General features: G+C 72.2%; 19 protein-coding genes. 9 read left to right on the top strand and 10 right to left on the bottom strand.

Translation table 11 applies throughout. From position 1 onward, the window contains the following. Positions 1-29: 29 nt before the first annotated feature. The gene (locus ACLBYE_RS05085) at positions 30-833 is read right to left on the bottom strand and encodes a hypothetical protein (protein WP_447693306.1); all 804 of its coding nucleotides are present in this window, start codon (positions 831-833) and stop codon (positions 30-32) included. 361 nt (positions 834-1,194) lie between these two features. Between ACLBYE_RS05085 and ACLBYE_RS05080 the strand changes: the two genes are divergently transcribed. Then, positions 1,195-2,232 (top strand): aspartate-semialdehyde dehydrogenase, encoded by a 1,038-nt coding sequence (locus ACLBYE_RS05080; RefSeq protein WP_447693305.1) that lies wholly within the window; start codon positions 1,195-1,197, stop codon positions 2,230-2,232. A 359-nt stretch (positions 2,233-2,591) separates the two neighbouring features. Here ACLBYE_RS05080 and ACLBYE_RS05075 read toward each other — a convergent pair whose 3' ends face one another. From ACLBYE_RS05075 to ACLBYE_RS05065, 3 genes are all read right to left on the bottom strand, one after another. Beyond that, positions 2,592-2,870, bottom strand: coding sequence for a DUF2312 domain-containing protein (locus ACLBYE_RS05075; protein ID WP_026604676.1), 279 nt, complete (start codon positions 2,868-2,870; stop codon positions 2,592-2,594). A gap of 116 nt (positions 2,871-2,986) precedes the next feature. Further along, entirely contained in the window at positions 2,987-3,295 is a 309-nt protein-coding gene (locus ACLBYE_RS05070) for a DUF1244 domain-containing protein (RefSeq protein WP_020091496.1), read from the bottom strand. A 62-nt stretch (positions 3,296-3,357) separates the two neighbouring features. After that, positions 3,358-4,122 carry an N-formylglutamate amidohydrolase gene (locus ACLBYE_RS05065; protein ID WP_447693304.1) on the bottom strand — a complete coding sequence of 255 codons (765 nt, stop codon included), beginning with the start codon at positions 4,120-4,122 and terminating at the stop codon, positions 3,358-3,360. Between the two features lie 190 nt (positions 4,123-4,312). Between ACLBYE_RS05065 and ACLBYE_RS05060 the strand changes: the two genes are divergently transcribed. From ACLBYE_RS05060 to pyk, 3 genes are all read left to right on the top strand, one after another. Next, a complete protein-coding gene (locus ACLBYE_RS05060; RefSeq protein WP_091978400.1) occupies positions 4,313-5,632 on the top strand; it encodes a glycerate kinase type-2 family protein in 1,320 nt (439 codons plus the stop codon). Continuing rightward, positions 5,598-6,080 (top strand): DUF1036 domain-containing protein, encoded by a 483-nt coding sequence (locus ACLBYE_RS05055; RefSeq protein WP_447693303.1) that lies wholly within the window; start codon positions 5,598-5,600, stop codon positions 6,078-6,080. The genes ACLBYE_RS05060 and ACLBYE_RS05055 overlap by 35 nt, the downstream gene beginning before the upstream one ends. Before the next feature lie 139 nt (positions 6,081-6,219). Beyond that, on the top strand, positions 6,220-7,656 hold the full coding sequence (pyk, locus tag ACLBYE_RS05050) for a pyruvate kinase (RefSeq protein WP_029359061.1): 1,437 nt from the start codon (positions 6,220-6,222) through the stop codon (positions 7,654-7,656). A 36-nt stretch (positions 7,657-7,692) separates the two neighbouring features. On the opposite strand, the gene ACLBYE_RS05045 is transcribed toward pyk, so the two are convergent. The 6 genes from ACLBYE_RS05045 to ubiG form a co-directional block, all read right to left on the bottom strand. Continuing rightward, the gene (locus ACLBYE_RS05045) at positions 7,693-8,709 is read right to left on the bottom strand and encodes an alpha/beta fold hydrolase (RefSeq protein ID WP_447693302.1); all 1,017 of its coding nucleotides are present in this window, start codon (positions 8,707-8,709) and stop codon (positions 7,693-7,695) included. After that, on the bottom strand, positions 8,706-9,317 hold the full coding sequence (locus tag ACLBYE_RS05040) for a tetratricopeptide repeat protein (RefSeq protein WP_447693301.1): 612 nt from the start codon (positions 9,315-9,317) through the stop codon (positions 8,706-8,708). The genes ACLBYE_RS05045 and ACLBYE_RS05040 overlap by 4 nt, the downstream gene beginning before the upstream one ends. A gap of 138 nt (positions 9,318-9,455) precedes the next feature. Continuing rightward, complete coding sequence (gene ykgO / locus ACLBYE_RS05035) at positions 9,456-9,581, bottom strand: type B 50S ribosomal protein L36 (RefSeq protein WP_003601867.1); 126 nt, start codon at positions 9,579-9,581, stop codon at positions 9,456-9,458. Positions 9,582-9,755: 174 nt separating this feature from the next. Beyond that, positions 9,756-10,334, bottom strand: coding sequence for a PAS domain-containing protein (locus ACLBYE_RS05030; RefSeq protein WP_447693300.1), 579 nt, complete (start codon positions 10,332-10,334; stop codon positions 9,756-9,758). Between the two features lie 175 nt (positions 10,335-10,509). Next, complete coding sequence (locus ACLBYE_RS05025) at positions 10,510-11,082, bottom strand: YbhB/YbcL family Raf kinase inhibitor-like protein (protein WP_447693299.1); 573 nt, start codon at positions 11,080-11,082, stop codon at positions 10,510-10,512. Positions 11,083-11,128: 46 nt separating this feature from the next. Further along, the gene (gene ubiG / locus ACLBYE_RS05020; RefSeq protein ID WP_447693298.1) at positions 11,129-11,890 is read right to left on the bottom strand and encodes a bifunctional 2-polyprenyl-6-hydroxyphenol methylase/3-demethylubiquinol 3-O-methyltransferase UbiG; all 762 of its coding nucleotides are present in this window, start codon (positions 11,888-11,890) and stop codon (positions 11,129-11,131) included. Between the two features lie 226 nt (positions 11,891-12,116). Here ubiG and ACLBYE_RS05015 point away from each other — a divergent pair, with 226 nt between their 5' ends. The 5 genes from ACLBYE_RS05015 to ACLBYE_RS04995 form a co-directional block, all read left to right on the top strand. After that, positions 12,117-13,352, top strand: a complete 1,236-nt coding sequence (locus ACLBYE_RS05015; protein WP_447693297.1) for an aspartate kinase — start codon at positions 12,117-12,119, stop codon at positions 13,350-13,352. A gap of 186 nt (positions 13,353-13,538) precedes the next feature. Next, a complete protein-coding gene (ptsP, locus tag ACLBYE_RS05010) occupies positions 13,539-15,800 on the top strand; it encodes a phosphoenolpyruvate--protein phosphotransferase (protein ID WP_020091506.1) in 2,262 nt (753 codons plus the stop codon). A gap of 221 nt (positions 15,801-16,021) precedes the next feature. Beyond that, positions 16,022-17,107, top strand: coding sequence for a peptide chain release factor 1 (gene prfA / locus ACLBYE_RS05005; RefSeq protein WP_447693296.1), 1,086 nt, complete (start codon positions 16,022-16,024; stop codon positions 17,105-17,107). An 8-nt stretch (positions 17,108-17,115) separates the two neighbouring features. Then, positions 17,116-18,015, top strand: coding sequence for a peptide chain release factor N(5)-glutamine methyltransferase (gene prmC, locus ACLBYE_RS05000; protein ID WP_447693295.1), 900 nt, complete (start codon positions 17,116-17,118; stop codon positions 18,013-18,015). Between the two features lie 420 nt (positions 18,016-18,435). Beyond that, a partial coding sequence (locus ACLBYE_RS04995; protein ID WP_447693294.1) for a DUF4167 domain-containing protein occupies positions 18,436-19,432 on the top strand: 997 nt, incomplete at its 3' end.

Raw genomic sequence — 19,432 nt, 5'->3', positions numbered from 1 at the left:
GAGCTTGTGCGTTTTGCCACACTCCGGCCTCATTTTTTATTTTGCGGCCGCCGGATTAATGATCCGGCTCTCCCGGGAGGCTCTGTCCCGGCCGATGCAGGGCACGCGCCCGCCGGATCGGGCGCGACCGAGAAGGCCGCCGTCGTGGCGGCATCGGCGAGGTCGACGAGGCTCAGCGCGTCGAGCATGCAGCCGAGGGCCTGCGGCTCCGGCGGGCGCGCGAGGGGCGCGCAGAGCCATCCGTCGAGCTGGAAAGCCGTGTCGCGGGTGACGAAGCCGGTGCAGGTCCGCTGCGCGGGGCCCGCGAAGGTCACCTCCAGGGTCTCGACCGCACCGAACTTGGTGCGGATCTGGTCGCGGGCGCCGGTCCGGGCCACCGCCAAGGCCGGCCGGTCGAGGGCCGGACCGTTCGCGGCGCGCCGGGCCATGAGGACGAAGAGTGTCGGCGGTGCGCCGGAGCGGGGCCCTCGGGTGAGCTGGACGCGCAGCGCCGGCGCCTCGATCGCCGCGACGTCGCCCCGGACGAGAGTGTCCTCGCGCAGCCCGGTCCGCGGATCGACGCGGGCGGACACGCGCACCGGATCGAGCCCGGGTTCCGCGAGGCCGAACTGGGCGACCGAGGCCGCGGGCGGCGCCGGCGAGGCCTGGACCGACGGGATGAAGGCGGTCTCCGCGGCCGGCGGCGCCGCGGGCGCGGAGGCCGGGGCCTCGCCGGGCCAGCGGGGGAGGGCCCACAGGAGGGCAATCGCCGCCGCGGCGAGGACGATGCGCAGGCCGAGAGATCCCGGGGAGACCGGGGCGTCCGCCGCGCGCGCGGCCCGGCCGCCCGGCACGGCGAGCCCGATCCGATCGACGAGGGGCGCTGTTCCGGTCAGGGGCGTGCTCCGTGGCGGCGGGAGGCCGCGGGGTGGTCGCCAGCGTCGCGCCGAAGGATTGAATTCCCTCTGCCGGCCCGAGGCCGTCACCGGGTTTCCGGAGGCAGGGTGAATCGAGTGTTGCTCCGTCGGCGGCCTTGACAGCGCGCGCCCTTGCGCGCCTTGCTCGACCCGGCCGTCGCCCCCACCTCCGCGGAGGACGGGGTCTGCGGCCGCGCCCGTTTGGCGGGCGCGTCCGGCACGAACGATCCTTCGGCCGATTGTACTGGCACAGGCGCGGCACCCGGATCGGTCGGGGTTTTCCGCGCGGAGACGAGAGATGGGTTACAAGGTCGCCGTCGTCGGCGCCACGGGCAACGTGGGCCGCGAGATGCTCGATATCCTGGCCGAGCGGGCTTTCCCCGCCGACGAGGTCGTGGCGCTGGCCTCGCGCCGCAGCCAGGGTCAGGAAGTCTCCTACGGCGACAAGACGCTCAAGGTCAAAACGCTGGACACGTACGACTTCTCCGACACCGACATCTGCCTGATGTCGGCCGGCGGCGAGGCGTCGAAGGAGTGGTCGCCCCGCATCGGCCAGCAGGGCTGCGTGGTCATCGATAACTCGTCGGCGTTCCGCTACGACGCCGACGTGCCGCTGATCGTGCCCGAGGTGAACGCCGACGCGGTAGTGGGCTTCACCAAGCGCAACATCATCGCCAACCCGAACTGCTCGACCGCCCAGCTGGTCGTCGCGCTGAAGCCCCTCCACGAGGCGGCCACGATCAAGCGCGTCGTCGTCTCGACCTACCAGTCGGTCTCCGGCGCCGGCAAGGAGGCGATGGACGAGCTGTTCAACCAGACCCGCGCCGTGTTCACCGCCGGCGAGATCAAGCAGGGCGGCAAGTTCACGAAGCGCATCGCCTTCAACGTCATCCCCCACATCGACGTGTTCATGGAGGATGGCTACACGAAGGAAGAGTGGAAGATGGTCGCCGAGACCAAGAAGATGCTCGACCCAAAGATCAAGCTGACGGCGACCGCCGTCCGCGTGCCGGTCTTCATCGGTCACGCGGAATCGGTGAACGTCGAGTTCGAGCAGCCGCTCACCGCCGAGAGGGCGACCGAGATCCTGCGCGCCGCCCCCGGCGTGCTGGTGATCGATAAGCGCGAGAACGGCGGCTACATGACCCCCCACGAGGCGGCCGGCGAGGACGCGACCTACATCTCGCGCATCCGCGAGGACGCGACGGTGGAGAACGGCCTGAACTTCTGGTGTGTCTCGGACAACCTGCGCAAGGGCGCGGCCCTCAACGCGATCCAGATCGCCGAGGTGCTGGTCAATCGCAAGCTGCTGAACCGGGCCAAGCGCGCCGCCTGAGACTGTTTCCTCTCCCGCTGGGGGAGGGGGTTCTGTCCGGCGGATCCTCGGGACACGGTCCCGAGGATCCGTCACGCGTCCGTCACGGCTCGGGATCGTGACGCGGATCGGTCGCGCGGAGCTTCCGTCCGCGACGTGTCCGCACTGCGTGCTCGGTCCGGCTCCTCATCGCCGAGAGGCTTCGCGGCAGCCCCTTAAGCGCCGCGACCATCCCGGCCATCGACGGCCCGAAGCGGGCCGGGGGGCGGTTCACCGACGCCCGATCGCTGTTACCGACCGTCGCCTCGTCGAACACCGCTGTGCGGCTCCGTCGGATGCGGCAGGCGCGGACCGGGCGGACTTCTCGCCGCCCGTTCCGGCTACGCCATGCCGAGTGCCTGCATGTAGAGCTCGAGGATCGCCTCCTGCTCCTGGCGCTCGCTGTGATCCTGCTTGCGGATGCGCAGGATCGTCCGGACGGCCTTCGCGTCGAAGCCCCGGCCCTTCAGCTCGGCGAACACCTCCTTGATGTCACCCATAATGCCGGCCTTCTCCTCCTCGAGACGCTCCAGGCGCTCGATGAACTGCTTCAGCTCGTCCGCGGCCACGCCCTCGGCCGACGAGACGTCGCCGCCGGGCCGCTGCGCGGCGGTGGGCATCGAATGGGCGTTCATGGGGCTCTCCCGAATGCACGGCGCGGTTGCGCCCTGGACCCGTGGTTAACGGGCCCGCCTTACCGGAAGCTTAGCCGATTCGCCGCCGTCCGGCCGCCGCATCAATGGTCCTTGGCCTGCGCGGCCGAGAAGCCCGCCTGCTGCTCCGCACTCGCCTCCGTCTGGAAGCGCGCCTTCCACTCGGCGTAGGGCATCCCGTAGACCGCCTCGCGGCTCTCGTCCTTGGTCAGCGCGACGCCCGTCTCGTCGGCGGCGTCCTTCAGCCAGTTCGACAGGCAGTTCCGGCAGAAGCCCGCCAGGTTCATCAGGTCGATGTTCTGCACATCGGTCCGGTTGCGCAGATGCGCGACGAGGCGGCGGAAGACCGCGGCCTCGAGTTCCGTCTGGGTCCTGGGATCGATCTCGCTCATCGGTCGCAACTCTCTTCGGGTCGGGCGGGCCACACCCGATTTCGGGGCCGGCCCGGCGGAGATCAAGCCGCGAGCAGAGGGCGCAGCACGCGGGCGAAGCGCGCGGCCCACTCCGCCTGGCCGTCCGCGCCGGCGATCAGGTCCTGGCGGATCTCCACCAGGGCGTTCGCGAGGCCGCGCGCGGTGGCGTGGCGGTCGATCGTGTCGCCCGGCAGGCCGCCGCCGTAGGGCTCGTTGTCGCCGACGGTGAGCCCGGCCGGATCGGCCTCCAGCGCGCGGATCAGCGGGCGGGCGAAGCTTTCGTCCCGGTCGTACAGGATGCCGACCTGCCAGGGGCGCGCGATCCCGCGCCAGTAGGGCGTGAAGCTGTGCATGGTCAGGAGCACGGGCGGCCGGCCCGCGGCCTGCGCGGCGGCGATCGCGCCGTCGATGGCCGCGTCGAACGGCGCGTAGAACCGCGCGATCCGGGCCTGCTTCCCGGCCTCGTCGATCCGGGCATTACCCGGCACGACGGCGCCGTCGGAGAGGCGCATCACCAGCGTCGGATCGGCGCGCCCGCGATTCGGGTCGATGATGAGGCGGGAGAAGTTCGTCAGGATCGCCGGGGCGCCGAGCTGCGCCGCGAGGCTCCGCGTCACCGCCGCCGCGCCGATGTCGTAGGCGATGTGCCGGGCGTATTCCGAGGCGGGCACGCCGAGCTCGATGTCCGGCGGCACGAAGTTCGAGGCGTGGTCGCAGGCGATGACGAGGCCGCAGGCGGGGTCGCCGGGAATGATCTCGCAGGGATGCGCGGGCGGGGGGGGCGATTCTGTCTCCGGACGGGTCACGGGGCTCCGAGGTCTTCAGAGAGGTCTTCAGATCTGTGCGAGGGCACCGATGGCGCTTGCCGTCGCGCGGCCGCTCGGGCAGATCACCTATCAAGGATCGTGCGCTCACGGCAAGAAACGGGCCCGCCGCCCAGGGAAGAAACGGGCGGGGATCGCGCGACACAATGGAGAGAGGAGCCCGTTCGACGCCATGACCGACACCGTTCCGCCCGTCACCGACGCGGCCACCCGGGACCAGCGCGCGCTCCTCGATTCGATCCTCACGGCCGCGATCCGCGCCGCCCATCCGGATCTCTGCCTGCCGCCGCACCTGCCGGAGCCGAGCCCGGGCCGCCTGATCATCCTGGCCGCCGGCAAGGCCGCGGGCAGCATGAGCGCCGTGGCGAGCCGCTTCTACCGGCAGAAGCACGGGCTGGGTGACGACCGGATCGTCGGCCTCGCGGTGGCGCGGCACGGCTACGGGCAGGAGGCGCCGGGCATCCACATGGTCGAGGCGGGCCACCCGGTCCCCGATGAGGCCGGCATCTCGGCGACCCGCGAAGCGCTGCGGCTCGCCACCGAGGCCGGGCCCGACGACGAGGTCCTGGTGCTGCTCTCGGGCGGCGGCTCGGCCAACTGGATCGCCCCCGCCGGAGACCTGACGCTCATCGAGAAGCAGGCGATCACGCGGGCGATGCTCCGGTCCGGCGCGCCGATCGGCGAGATCAACACGGTGCGCAAGCACATCTCGCGGATCAAGGGCGGCCGCCTGGCCCTCGCGGCCCGCAACGCCCGGCGCGTGCTGACGCTGGCGATCTCCGACGTGCCCTTCGACGATCCGGCGGTGATCGCCTCCGGGCCGACCGTGCCCGATCCGTCGACCCTGGCCGATGCCCGGGCCATCTGCGAGAAGCGCGGCATCCCGCTGCCCGAGGAGGCGGTGCGCCTCCTGAACGACCCCAACAACGAGACGCCGAAGGCCGGCGATCCCGCCTTCGCCCGCGCCGAGTACCGCATCATCGCCCGGCCGATCGATGCCCTGAACGCCGCCGCCGAGGCAGCCCGCGCGGCCGGCTACGAGCCGATCCTGCTGGGCGCCGACCTTGAGGGCGAGGCCCGCGAGGTCGCGGCCGAGCACGCGGCCGAGGCCAAGCGCCACAAGGCGGCCGGCAAGCGCGTCGCGCTGATCTCCGGCGGCGAGCTCACCGTCACCATCCGCGGCGAGGGCCACGGCGGCCCGAACCAGGAATACGCCCTGGCGCTGGCGGTGGCGCTCGACGGCGAGCCCGGCATCTTCGGCATCAGCGCCGACACCGACGGGACCGACGGCGGGCGGGGCCTCGCCACCGACCCGGCGGGCGGCCTCGTCGACCCCACGACCCTCGAACGGGCCCGGGCCGCCGGCCTCGACCCGGCCGCGATGCTGGAGCAGAACGACTCCACCGCCTTCTTCGCGGCCCTCGGCGACCTCGTGAACCCCGGTCCGACCTGTACCAATGTCAACGACTGCCGCATCATCCTCGTCAATTAACTCTCGCGTCTCGGCGGCCCAGCTCCTCCCGGCAGTCACGGTCCTCGGCCTCGCACTCCTGAGTGCGAGCCCCGCCCGGGCGGACCTGCGCCTGTGCAACCAGACCGCCAGCAAGGTCGGTATCTCGCTGGGCTACCGCGATCCCCAGGGCTGGGTGACGGAGGGCTGGTGGGACCTGGCGCCGAAGGCCTGCGAGACGCTGCTCAAGGGCGCGCTGGCCGCCCGGTTCTACTACGTCTTCGCGGTCGACTACACGCGCGGCGGCGAGTGGAGCGGCCGTTCGCTGATGTGCACCCGCGATTCGGAGTTCACGATTCGCGGCATCGAGGATTGTCTCGCCCGCGGTTACGACCGCAACGGCTTCTTCGAAGTCGACACCGGCGAGCAGAAGAGCTGGACCATCCAGCTCACGGATCCGAACCGGCCGGACGCGCCGGCGAAACCGTAATGTGAAGGCGGCGGCCGAGACTGCGGTCTTGACGCTATCCGGCCCGGGATGCTCACAGCCGGTCTGCGCTCCCTGAGCCAGATCTTTCAAACGCCGGCGCTCGACGCCGCGCGGCAACGAGAACACGGAGGAAATACGCTTGAAACGGTCCCGCCGCACGAAGATCGTCGCCACCCTCGGTCCGGCCTCCGATTCGCCGGAGATGATCGAGCGGCTGTTCCGCGCGGGCGTCGACGTATTCCGGCTCAACATGAGCCACCTCCCGCGCGAGAAGCTGCCCGAGAAGGTGGAGGCGATCCGCACCATCGAGCGCGAGGCCAAGCGGCCGATCGGCATCTTGGTCGACCTGCAGGGACCCAAGCTGCGGCTCGGCACCTTCGCGGAGGGTGCCGCGATGATCGAGGCCGGCGCCACCTTCGTGCTCGACGGCGACCCGACGCCCGGCGACGCCGCCCGCTGCCACCTGCCGCATCCGGAGATCCTGGAGGCGCTGGAGCCGGGCCACGCCATCTTGGTCGACGACGGCAAGCTGCGGCTGACCGTGCTCGAGACGTCGCACAACCGTGCCGTGACCCGCGTCGAGGTCGGCGGCCGGATCTCGAACCGGAAGGGCGTGTCCCTGCCGCACACCGTGATCCCGGTGCCGGCGATGACCGACAAGGACCGGGCCGACCTCGATGCCGGCCTGAACGCCGGCGCCGACTGGATCGCCGTCTCGTTCGTCCAGCGGCCCGAGGACGTGGCCGAGGTGAAGAAGGTATGCGCCGGCCGCGCCCTGGTGATGGCCAAGATCGAGAAGCCGCAGGCGCTGGCGCGCCTCGACGAGATCATCGAGATCTCCGACGGGCTGATGGTCGCCCGCGGCGACCTCGGCGTGGAGATGCCGCTGGAGCAGGTGCCGGGCGTGCAGAAGCGCATCACCCGCGGCGCCCGGCGCTACGGCAAGCCGGTGGTCGTCGCCACCCAGATGCTCGAATCGATGATCACCGCGCCGGTGCCGACCCGGGCCGAGGTCTCCGACGTCGCCACGGCGGTCTACGAAGGGGCGGACGCCGTGATGCTCTCCGCGGAGAGCGCCTCGGGCGCCCACCCGATCGGGGCGGTGGAGACCATGAACCGCATCGCCGAGCAGGTGGAGCGGGACGCGATCTACTGGTCGATCATCCGGGCCCAGAGCGCGACCCCCGACGAGACGGCCGCCGACGCCATCGCGGCGGCGGCGCACCAGATGGTCGACGCGCTGAGCCTCGACGCGATCATGGCCTGGACCAATTCCGGCTCGACGGCCCTGCGCCTGTCGCGCGAGCGCCCGAACGCCACCGTGATCGCGCTGACGCCGCGGCGCGAGACGGCGCGTCGCCTCGCGCTGGCCTGGGGCACGCACCCGATCGTCACCAAGGACGCCAGCGACGTGGACGACATGTCGTTCCGCGCCGCCAAGTTCGCCGTGCGCGAGAAGTTCGCCGCCGTGGGGGACCGGGTGATCGTCGTGGCCGGCCTGCCGTTCGGCACGCCGGGCGCCACCAACCTCGTGCGGCTGACCTTCATCACCCGCGAGCACGCCGAGAAGGCCTGACGGCGCCGGGATATTAGAGCGGGATCGGCCGGCGCGTCAGTGCGCGACGGCCGGCTCCGGTCCGGCCGCGCCCGTCGCGCCGGCGAGTCGGGCCACCTCCTCGGTGACCCGATCGGCGGCGACGTACTGGAGCATGTGGCCGATGCCCGGCAGCAGCACCAGCCGCGCGCCGGGGATCGCGCGGGCCAGCGGCACCGCCTGCGTGTCGGCGCGGACGATCGGGTCCGCCTCGCCGGAGATCACCAGGGTGGGCACGCGGATCGCGCCGTAGCGCGGGCTCTGCGCCGCGAGGGCGCGCGGCAGGCCGAGCAGGTCCTGGACGTTGGCGAGCAGCGTCCCGGGCCGCAGGACCAGGTCCGACCGCGCCAGGTCCGGGTAATCCGCCCGCGGCGGTTGCGGCTGGAAGACCCGGCGCGCCGCCTCGGGCAGGAAGTGCTGCGCGATGGGCGGCCCGACCGTCCGGCTGAGCAGCCACGCCACCGGCGGGGTCACGGCGAGCCGCCAGTACCAGGGCAGGTCGGGCATCCGGTCCGGCATGGGCATCGCCACCGGCGCCGCGAGGGCGAGGGCCGACACCCTGTCCGGATGGTCCAGGGCGAGGGCCAGGGCGAGGGCGCCGGCCCAGGAATGGCCGAGGACGAGCGCCGGGCCTACGCCCATCCGCTCCAGCGCCTCCGCGATCAGTCCGGCCTGCGCCGCGGGGGGCGCGGTGTCGCCGCCACCGATCCGGTCGCTCCAGCCGAAGCCCGGCCGGTCGAACGCGATCACCCGGAAACCCCGCGCCGCGAGCCGGCGTCCGATCCCCTCCATGGGATCCGACGCGTTGGCCGAGGCGCCGTGCAGGAGCACGACGGGCGGCCCGTCGGCCGGCCCGTCCTGCAGGGTCGCGAGCCGGCCGCCGGTCACCGCCACGAACGGGCCGGCCGGCGGGTGGGCGGCGCCGACCCGCAGGGTGATGACCAGCGTCGCCAGCGCGCCGGCCGCGAGCAAGAGCCCGGCGAGGGCGAAGGGCAGGACCAGCAGGGTGAGGAGGAAAGCGGTCACCCGGCTCACAGGTCGCGGCCGTCGACCTCCGGAGTGAGACGGTTGATCGCCTCGCCGATCTTCTCCATCTGCGGGTAGAGCGACCGCGCCCGCCGGAAGGCGGCCAGCGCCCGCGCCTTGTCGTCGAGCGATTCGTAGATCCGGCCCATCGCGGCCCAGGCCTCGAAGTGGCGCGGCTCCAGCACCAGGGCCCGCTGCAGGTCCGCCAGGGCGTCGTCCTTGTCGGACAGGAGCCAGAACACCGTCGCGCGGCGGTTCCAGCCCTCCGACCAGTTCGGCTCGAGGGCGGTGACGCGGTCCATCAGCTCGGCCGCCAGGGGGAAGTCGTGTGCGGTGACCGCCTGGCGGGCGCGGTCGGTGAGGAGGTCGGCGGTCGGGCTGCCCGACCCGGCCATGCGCCGCTCGATCAGCCGGGCGATGCCCTTGGCCTCGGCCGGGTCCTCGCTGGCGCGCAGGCGGGCGAACAGGTCGTCGAGGCTCGGCGGCTTGGGGGCTGGCTTCCCCTCGGGGGCGGCGCGGCCGGGACGCCCGGCCTCCGGAGCCGCCCGCGCCGCCGGGATGTCCAGGGCGAGGCCCGACAGGCAGACCAGGGCGGCGAGGAGGCGGGTTGGCGTCATGCGGCCAGACTGTGCGCCGGCCCGGGATCCGTCAACGTGCCGCGGTGCCGCGCGCATGCGGAAACGGCCGCGCCCCTTCGGGTACGGCCGTCCCAACGTCGATCGTCGTCCGACCCGGCCTGACCGGGCGGAGCGGCCTCAGCCCTGGCGGGCCTTGAAGCGCTTCTGGGTCTTGTTGATCACGTAGACCCGGCCCTTGCGGCGCACGAGCTGGTTGTCGCGGTGGCGGCCACGCAGGGACTTGAGGGAGTTGCGGATCTTCATGGGTCTCTCGAGCCCGGAGGGCCGTCCGTTGTGTAGGGTGTCGGGAACGTGGTCACGAGGCTGGACGCGGCGTCGCGTCCGGCGATCACGGCTCACGCATCGCGGGATGGCGCGGCCATATCAGGATTCGCCCCCGGAAGGCAAGGCGCGACGGGCATCGAGCGGGGGGGCGGCTCAGTGAACCCTGTCGAGATCCGGCACGGCCGGCGCGAGCACGAGCTGCCGGCCGATCTCGTGCAGCAGCACGTCGAGCAGCGGCTTCAGGCGCTCGAACCCCGGCTGGGGCAGGCCGTCCTCGGCGGCGTTGTAGAGGGCGAGGGCCATCTCGGCGACGCGGTCGATGCCGCCGGCCGCCACGTCGGTCGCGCAGAAAGCGGATTCGTCGAGGAAGCCGTCGCGGCCGCGCTCGGTCACGTCGATGACGATCCCGTGGGCCTCGCTGACGCCACCCTGCGCGTCGAGGATGAAGCGGCCGCGCGCGAGGATCCACCGGACCTCGCCCGGCTCCGGTACGGTCCGGTACTGCGCGATGTACAGGCCGCCCTGCCGGCGGAGGTCGTCGAGGGTCGACGCGATCCGACGCTGATCCTCCGGGTGGATGCGGTCCAGGAAGCTTCCGAAGGTCGTGCCGCTGCCGGCCTTCGTCCTGGGCAGGCCCAGCATGGTCGCGGCGACGGGGTCGCACCGCAGAACATCGTCGGCGATGTGCCAGGTCCAAGTCCCGACATCCGACACAGCGAGCGCGCGCGCCACACTGCTGCCGCCCCGCCGCTTCGTGCGCACGCCGACGCCCACAGGCTCGATCTCCAGCCATTTTCAGGCGGTCTGCCCAGACCGCTTCGTTGGTCGACACAATACTGAGATCACGAATGCGGCACAACGCGCGAGTTCTGCAGGGCTGAGCTGTATCGCACCGGTATCGGCCGGATCAGGGACGATGGTAAACGCCGGTCAATATCCCCTTCGCGAGGACCTGACCGCGCATGGCCTCGATCAGCGCGCCGCGGCCCGGCGCCTCGGCGAGTGCGAGGGGCTGCCGCAGCGCGTAGATCTGGAAGAGGTACGGGTGAGGCCCGTGGCCGGTGGGCGGGTCCGGCGGCAGCCACTCCGCGCGCAGGAAGCTGTTCCGGCCCACGGCTTCCACGGTGCCCGCGTGGCCGGGCCTCGGCAGCGCGCCCTCCGGCAGGCCGGCGGGTTCCGGCGGGACCGACCAGGCTATGAGATGGACCAGCGGCCGGGGCGTCGGGCTGCCCGCATCCTCCACGAGGAGGACGAGGGCGGCGGTGCCCGCCGGCAGCCCGCTCCAGGCGAGGGGCGGCGACACGCCCGCGCCGTCGGCCGTGAATCGCGCGGGCAGGTCCGCCCCGTCGGCGAAGGCCGGGCTCGACAGCGTCACGGTCTCGGGCACGTCGGGGAAGTCCGCGCGGGACGTCGTCTTCTCCAGGCCCGCCTTCAGCCCCGACAGCGCTTCGCCGAGCACACCGGGAATCTTCTCGAGCATCGCCGCGCCCTCCGCCGCGATGGCAACGGCGGCGGACGCGTCCGGTTCACGCCGACCGCTCGGCCGCGACCATGTAGTTCACTGCCTTGTCGCGGCTGGTGCGCCACCCGTCCGTCAGCGGGTTGTAGACGACGCCGACCGTGTCGGTGACGTCGAGCCCACCGGCCCGGATCGCGCGGGCGAGCTCGTCCGGCGTCACGAACTTCTCCCAGTCGTGCGTGCCGCGCGGCAGCCAGCCGAGCACGTACTCGGCGCCGACGATGGCGAGTGCGAAGGAGCGCAGCGTGCGGTTCAGGGTGGCCCCGAACAGCATCCCGCCGGGCTTCACCGCCGCGCAGGCGGTCCGCACGAAGGCCGGCATGTCGGAGACGTGCTCGACGACCTCCATGATCAGCACCGCGTCGAAGCTCTCGCCGCCGGCGACCACCGCCTCGATGGTCTGCCCGCGGTAATCCACCGGAACCCCGGCCGCCTCGGCGTGGGCCCGGGCCACCGCGACGTTCTGCTCGGCCGGGTCGAGGCCGGTGACCCGGGCGCCGAGCCGGGCCAGCGGCTCCGAGAGCACGCCGCCGCCGCAGCCAACGTCGCAGATCGTCAGCCCGTCGAGGGGGAAGGGCGCCTTCGGGTCGCGGCCGAACCTGCGGCAGAGGGCGTCGCGGATGTAGGTGAGCCGCACCGGATTGAACCGGTGCAGGACGCGCATCGGGCCGGTCTCGTCCCACCACGTGGCGGCGAGCGCGTCGAAGCGCGCGACCTCGCCGCGGTCGACGAACCCTTCCGTGACCCGGTCCGTGGCTGACCTGTCCATGCGTGTTCCGTCCTCATGCCGGCGGCCGGGATCCGCCGCGCGGTTTCGTGGCTGCGTCGTGGCCGCGCTCTAGCACGGCGATCACCCGGAAGTCGCCGCGGCGCGCGGGCGCCATGCTTGGCCGGTTGTTGACACTCCTCCGGGCCGCTTGTACCCGCCGGGCACCGTCCGGACGGGGCTGCAGCGGCCCGTCCAATCGCCACCGGGAACCCGCGACCGAGAGACCATGCCCCGTCTGGTGATGAAATTCGGCGGCACCTCCGTCGCCAACGTCGACCGCATCCGCAACGTGGCGCGCCACGTCGCCCGCGAGGTGGCGGCCGGCTACGACGTCGCCGTCATCGTGTCCGCCATGTCGGGCAAGACCAACGAACTGGTCGACTGGGTCAAGGACGCGAACCCGATCTACGATCCGCGCGAGTACGACGCCGTCGTGGCGTCCGGCGAGCTCGTCACCGCCGGCCTCCTGGCCATCGCCCTGCAGAAGGACGGGCTCAAGGCCCGCTCCTGGCAGGGCTGGCAGATCCCGGTCGTGACGTCGGACGCGCACGGCTCGGCCCGCATCGCCGACATCGACCCGAAGAATCTCGAGGCGGGCTTCGCCAAGGGCGAGGTCGCGGTCATCGCCGGCTTCCAGGGCGTCCACGACGAGACCGGCCGCGTGACGACGCTGGGCCGCGGCGGCTCCGACACCTCCGCGGTGGCCGTGGCGGCCGCGATCGGGGCCGAGCGCTGCGACATCTACACGGACGTGGACGGCGTCTACACCACCGATCCGCGCATCGTCCCGAAGGCCCGTCGCATGGAGCGGGTCACCTTCGAGGAGATGCTGGAGATGGCCTCGCTGGGCGCCAAGGTGCTGCAGGTCCGCTCGGTCGAGCTCGCCATGGTCCACCGGGTGCCGACCACGGTCCGGTCCTCCTTCGATCCGCCGGACGCCGCGCGCCCGGGCACCCTCATCTGCGACGAGGACGACATCGTGGAACAGCAGATCATCACCGGGATCGCCTTCTCCCGGGACGAGGCGCAGATCACCCTGCGCAAGGTCAAGGACAGCCCGGGCGTCGCGGCCGCGATCTTCGGGCCGCTGGCGGATGCCAACATCAACGTGGACATGATCATCCAGACCGTGTCGGGCGACCAGTCGACCACCGACATGACCTTCACGGTGCCGTCCGCCGAGTACGAGCGTGCCCGGAAGATCCTCGACGAGGCCCGCACGCAGATCGGCTACGCGCAGATCGAGGGCGCCACCGACGTGGTGAAGGTCTCGGCGATCGGCGTCGGGATGCGCAGCCACGCGGGCGTCGCCGCCAAGGCGTTCCGGGCGCTCGCTGAGAAGGGCATCAACATCCGCGCGATCACCACCTCGGAGATCAAGTTCTCCGTGCTGATCGACGCCGCCTATACGGAGCTTGCCGTGCGCACGCTTCACTCGCTATACGGCCTGGATCAGGCCTGAGCCTGGGACGCGGGTTCGAGCGGGGCGCGTGGTGTGAACTGAACAGTCACGGGCCGATCCGCCGATCCCAGAACGCCTCTGGGACCAGCGACCCGGTCCATCCGGCGCCGGCCGTCCCGGGTCTGGCGCCAAGGTTGCAGGGTGGTCGACGCCAAGGCCGCTCACCGACGCTGGAACGACGAACCGATGCCCGCTGCGCCCGGAGGCCCGCGCCTGCTGCTGCGCCGCCTCCGCGAAGCGATGGCGGAGCCGGTCAGCCCCCAGGCGCGCCTCGACCGCATCGTCGTCCTGATCGCCGCCAACGTGGTGGCCGAGGTCTGCTCGGTCTACGTGCTGCGCGACGACAACACCCTCGAGCTGTTCGCCACGGAAGGTCTGAACCGCGAGGCGGTGCACCAGACCCGCATGCGCACCGACGAGGGCCTCGTCGGCCTCATCGCGCGCACGGCGGAGCCGCTCTCCCTCTCGGACGCCCAGAACCACCCGGCCTTCTCGTACCGGCCTGAGACGGGCGAGGAGGCCTACCACGCCTTCCTGGGCGTGCCGCTGCTGCGCGCCGGAAACACGCTCGGCGTCCTGACGGTCCAGAACAAGACCTACCGCGTCTACTCCGAGGAGGAGATCGAGGCGCTCCAGACCACCGCCATGGTGCTCTCGGAGATGATCGCCTCGGGCGAGCTGGAGGGGCTCGCGCCGGATGCCGGCACCGCGGCCCGCCGCCCGGTCCTGGCCCGGGGCATCGCCCTCGCGGACGGCATCGGCCTCGGCTACGTGGTGCTGCACGAGCCCCGCGTCGTGGTGAAGACGCTGATCGCCGAGAACGTCGAGCGCGAGGTCGCGCGCCTCGACGCGGCGATCGAGGAGGTCCGCTCGGCGATCGACGCCCTGGTGGAGCGCGGCGACCGGATCGGCACGGCGGAGTCCCGCGAGGTGCTCGAGACCGTCCGAATGTTCGCCCACGACAAGGGCTGGCTCCGCCGGATGCGCGAGGCCGTGGGCTCCGGCCTGACCGCGGAGGCCGCGGTCGAGCGGGTCCAGTCGGACAACCGCGCCCGGATGATGCGGCAGTCCGATCCGTACCTGCGCGAGCGGCTGCACGACCTCGACGACCTCGCCAACCGCGTCCTGCGCACCCTGATCGGCCCCGAGGCGGCCGGCGCCCTGGTGCTGCCCGAGAACGCCATCCTGGTGGCGCGCACCATGGGTCCGGCGGCGCTCCTCGACTACGAGGCCTCGACCCTGCGCGGCATCGTCCTGGAGGAGGGCGGTCCGACCAGCCACGTCGCCATCGTGGCGCGGGCGCTCGGCATCCCGGCGGTGGGCGAGGTCGAGAACGCCACCGCCCTGTGCGACGCCGGCGACGCGATCATCGTCGACGGCGTGGCCGGCGAGATCCATGTCCGGCCCGGTCCCGAGGTCGAGGCCGCCTACGCCGAGATGGTGCGCCTGCGCGCCCGCCGGCAGGAGCAGTACCGGGCGCTGCGCGACGTCCCGGCCCAGACCCGCGACGGCGTGCGCGTCGGCCTCCACCTCAACGCCGGCCTGCTGGTGGATTTCAGCCACCTGCAGGAGACGGGGGCCGAGGGCGTCGGCCTGTTCCGCACCGAGTTGCAGTTCATGGTGGCCCAGCGCATGCCGTCGGCGGCCGAGCAGGAGGAGCTGTACCGCAAGGTGTTCGCGGCCTCGGCCGGCAAGTCCGTCACGGTCCGCACCCTCGACATCGGCGGCGACAAGATCCTGCCCTACATGGCCAAGCTCGAGGAGGAGAACCCGGCGCTGGGCTGGCGGGCGATCCGCATCGGCCTCGACCGGCCGGCGCTGCTGCGCATGCAACTGCGCGCCCTCCTGAAGGCCGCCGACGGCGACCCGCTCAAGATCATGTTCCCGATGGTCGCCACGGTGGACGAGTTCGTGCGCGCCCGCGGCATCGTCGAGCGCGAGAAGGCCTACCTCAAGCGCCACGGCTACCGGCTGCCGACCGATTGCCGCCTCGGCGCGATGATCGAGGTGCCCTCGCTCCTGTTCCAGATCGACGAGATCGCCAAGGAGGCGGACTTCCTCTCGGTCGGCTCGAACGACCTGATGCAGTTCCTGTTCGCGGTGGATCGCGAGAACCGGCGGGTCGCCGACCGGTTCGATCCGCTGAGCGTCGCGGCGCTGCGCGCGTTCCGCCTGATCGCCGAGCGGGCCAACGCGGCCTCCTGCCCGGTGACGGTGTGCGGCGAGATCGGCGGCCGGCCCCTCGACGCCATGGCGCTGATCGGCCTCGGCTACCGGCAGCTGTCGATGTCGCCGGCCGCCATCGGCCCGGTCAAGGCGATGGTGCTGAGCCTCGACGCGGCCGCGATCGCCGCGCTGATCGACGCCGAGATGGCGCGGATGCACGACGGCGATTCCCTGCGCCCGGCGCTGACGGCCTTCGCGCACGCGCACGGCATCCCTATCTAAGCGCGAACGCGACCCTTGCCGAACATTCGGCCGGGGTTGTACGGCAACGCCACGACGATTTCGGTCGACGCGCCGCGGCTTCCGCTCTCGGACGGACGAGGCGTGGATTTGGGGGACGTCCTGCCGGGTCCTACACCCTCCAAGCCACGCAGCTCCGTCCCGCGGGACGAGACCCGCGCCCGGCCCGGAACCGCACGCGCAGACCTGCAGAAACACGGGCGATGATCCCCTTTCCCACCGAGCGCCTCGACGCCATCCTGGCGCGGCACGACATCGTCACCGCGCAGCTCGCCTCCGGCGAGATCGATCCCGAGACGGTGGTCCAGCTCTCCCGCGAGCTGTCCGACCTCGACCCGGTCGTGGCGGCGATCCGCGCCTACCGCGCCGCCCTGGAGAACCTCGCGGGCGTCGAGGCCCTGATCGACGAGCCCGGCACGGATCCGGAGATGCGGGCCCTCGCCGCCGAGGAGAAGCCGGAGGCGCAGGAGGCGCTCGAGGCCGCCCACCGGGACCTGCAGCTGCTGCTCCTGCCCAAGGACGCCGCCGACGAGAAGAGCGCGATCCTGGAGGTCCGTGCCGGGACCGGCGGCGACGAGGCCGCCCTGTTCGCCGGCGACCTGTTCCGGATGTACGCGAAGTACGCCGAGTCGAAGGGCTGGCGGGTCGAGGTGATCTCCGAGAGCGAGGGCACGGTCGGCGGCTTCCGCGAGGTCGTGGCCGAGGTGAAGGGCCGGGGCGTGTTTGCCCGCCTCAAGTTCGAGAGCGGCGCCCACCGGGTCCAGCGCGTGCCCGACACCGAGACGCAGGGCCGGATCCACACCTCCGCCGCCACCGTCGCGGTGCTCCCGGAGGCCGAGGAGGTCGACATCCACGTCAACGACGCGGACCTGAAGATCGACACGATGCGGGCCCAGGGCGCGGGCGGCCAGCACGTCAACAAGACCGAATCGGCGATCCGCATCACCCACCTGCCGACCGGCATCGTGGTCTTCGTCCAGGAGGAGCGGTCGCAGCACAAGAACCGGGCCCGCGCCATGGCGCTCCTGCGGGCGCGACTCTACGACGCCGAGCGCAGCGCCAAGGATTCGGCCCGGGCGGCCGACCGCAAGGCGCAGGTCGGCTCCGGCGACCGCAGCGAGCGGATCCGGACCTACAACTTCCCGCAGGGCCGCGTGACCGACCACCGGATCAACCTGACCCTCTACAAGCTCGAGGAGGTGATGGCCGGGACCGCCCTCGACGAGGTGGTGGACGCCCTCATCACCGAGCATCAGGCGGAGTTGCTGGCCGCCGAGGGCATAGCCTGATCCGCGCCGTGACGCCGGACGCGATGCAGGATCTGACCCGCCGCGAGGCGCTGCGCGCGCTGACGGCGCGCCTGCACGCCGGTGGCGTCGCCGAGGCGGCGGGCGACGCCCGGTTCCTGCTGCTCGGCCTCCTCGGCCTCGAGGCCCGCGACCTGCTGATCGAGGGGGATCGCCGCGTCGGCGCGGCGGGGGCGGCCGCCCTCGCGGCGGCGCTGGCCCGGCGGCTCGCCGGAGAGCCGGTCGCCCGCATCCTCGGCGCCTGGGAGTTCTGGGGCCTGCCGTTCCGGCTGGGGCCCGACACGCTCGTGCCGCGCCCGGATACCGAGATCCTGGTCGAGGTCGCGCTGGCGGCGCGGCCCGAGCGCGCGGCGCCGCTGCGCTGCCTGGACCTCGGGACCGGGACGGGCTGCATCCTGACGGCCCTCCTGTCCGAGCGGCCGCGGGCCACCGGCGTCGGGCTCGACCGCTCCGAGAGCGCCCTGCGCGTCGCCCGGGACAACGCCGTCCTGAACGCCGTCGGCGACCGGGCGCGCTTCGTCGCCGGCGACTGGTGCGACGCCCTGCGCGGCCGCTTCGACCTCGTGGTCTCGAACCCGCCCTACATCGCCCGCGCCGTGATCGCGACCCTGGCGCGCGAGGTCCGCGGGCACGACCCGGAGGCCGCCTTGGACGGCGGCACCGACGGACTCGACGCCTACCGGCGGATCCTGGACGGTGCGGGCGCGCGCCTCGCCCCGGGCGGCCTCCTCGTGCTCGAGATCGGCTACGACCAGGCGGCGGCCGTCACGGACATCGCGCGCGCCGCCGGCTATCGCGAGCGCGGGCTGACCCGCGATCTTGCCGGTCATGACCGAGTCCTGTGTTTCGACCGGCCGGAGGGTCTTTTATCCGGCCACAGGGATGCCTAAGTCTGGGTCGACCATCCCGGCACCGAAAAATTGCTTGTTGCATCAACCGGGGAACGCTAGAGTCGGCTTGAAGATCGCGAACCGTCCGTTAAGACGGACGGCTGTAAGGTCGGTGGTGACCATGGGTCGCCGATTGGTTCGCTGATCCCCCTAACCCGTCGAACCAGAACGCGCCGGTGCCAGCGCGGCGGGACGACACATTCGAACCTGACAATCGACTGAGGATCGGCGGCCTTCACCGGGCGCCCGGTTCGAGGGGTGGTCAGGCAGACGCGCGGACCGAAGAGCGGTCCCACGCGCGGCGCCGCCGGATGCGCTTGGCCGGTTCGCGCCACGAGATCCGCCCGGGCGCCTCCGTAGACAGTCGTTTGCGTGAACGAGGGTCATAACAGACCGATGAGACCAAACCAGAATCGACGGATGCGCGGCCGGAACCGGCCGAAGGGTCCGAATCCGCTGACGCGCTCCTACGAATCCAACGGTCCCGACGTCAAAATCCGCGGCACCGCGCAGCACATCGCCGACAAGTACGCGCAGCTCGCGCGGGATGCCCTTGCCGCCGGCGATCCGGTCGCCGCCGAAAACTACTTTCAGCACGGCGAGCACTATTTCCGTATTGTCTCGGGTGCGCAGGACCAGAATCGGCCGGCTAACACCGGTGGCTATGCCAGTCGTCCCTACGACGACGACATGGACGAGGGCGACGACGACGCCCAGGGCAATGGCGGCTCGCCGAACGGTCACGCCTATAACGGCTACGACGACAACGATCCCGGCCAGCAGCCGCAGCCCTACGAGAGCCGTCCGGACGGGAATCAGGACGGCCGCCAGGGCCGCGACCGGTTCCAGAACCGCGACCAGCGCCGGTTCGACAACAACGGCCGTCAGGACTACCGGCGCCAGGACCAGCCGCGTCAGGATTATCAGCGCCAGGACTACCAGCGGCAGGATTATCGCCAGGAGAACCGGCAGGATCGTCAGGACCGCCAGGATTACGGCCGTCCGGATTACCGCCATGAGCGGCACGAGGGTCGGCCGGATCGCCAGGACCGTCCGGACAATCGGCAGGATGGCCGCCAGGACGCGCGTCAGGACAACCGTCAGGACAATCGCGGCGACCAGGGCCGCTACGAGAACGGGCGCGGCGATGCCCCGCGCGCCGAGGCCCGGCAGGAAGCCCGTCCCGAGGCTCGCCCTGAGCGGGCCCCCCGTGCCGAGGCCGCGCCGCGCCGCGAGCGTCGCCGCGAGGCCGCGCCCGCCGCGGAGGCCGAGGAGCCCACGGGCCTGCCGGCCTTCCTGATGGCCCCCGCGCGCCCCGCGCCCGCGGTCGAGCCGTCGAGCGCTCCCGAGCCCGAGGCGGCGGCCGACGAGGCTCCGGCCGCCAAGCCCCGGCGCCGGCGGGGCCCCCGCTTTGCGA

Source organism: Methylobacterium sp. A52T, assembly GCF_053346095.1.
This window is presented reverse-complemented; position numbering and strand designations above follow the sequence as displayed.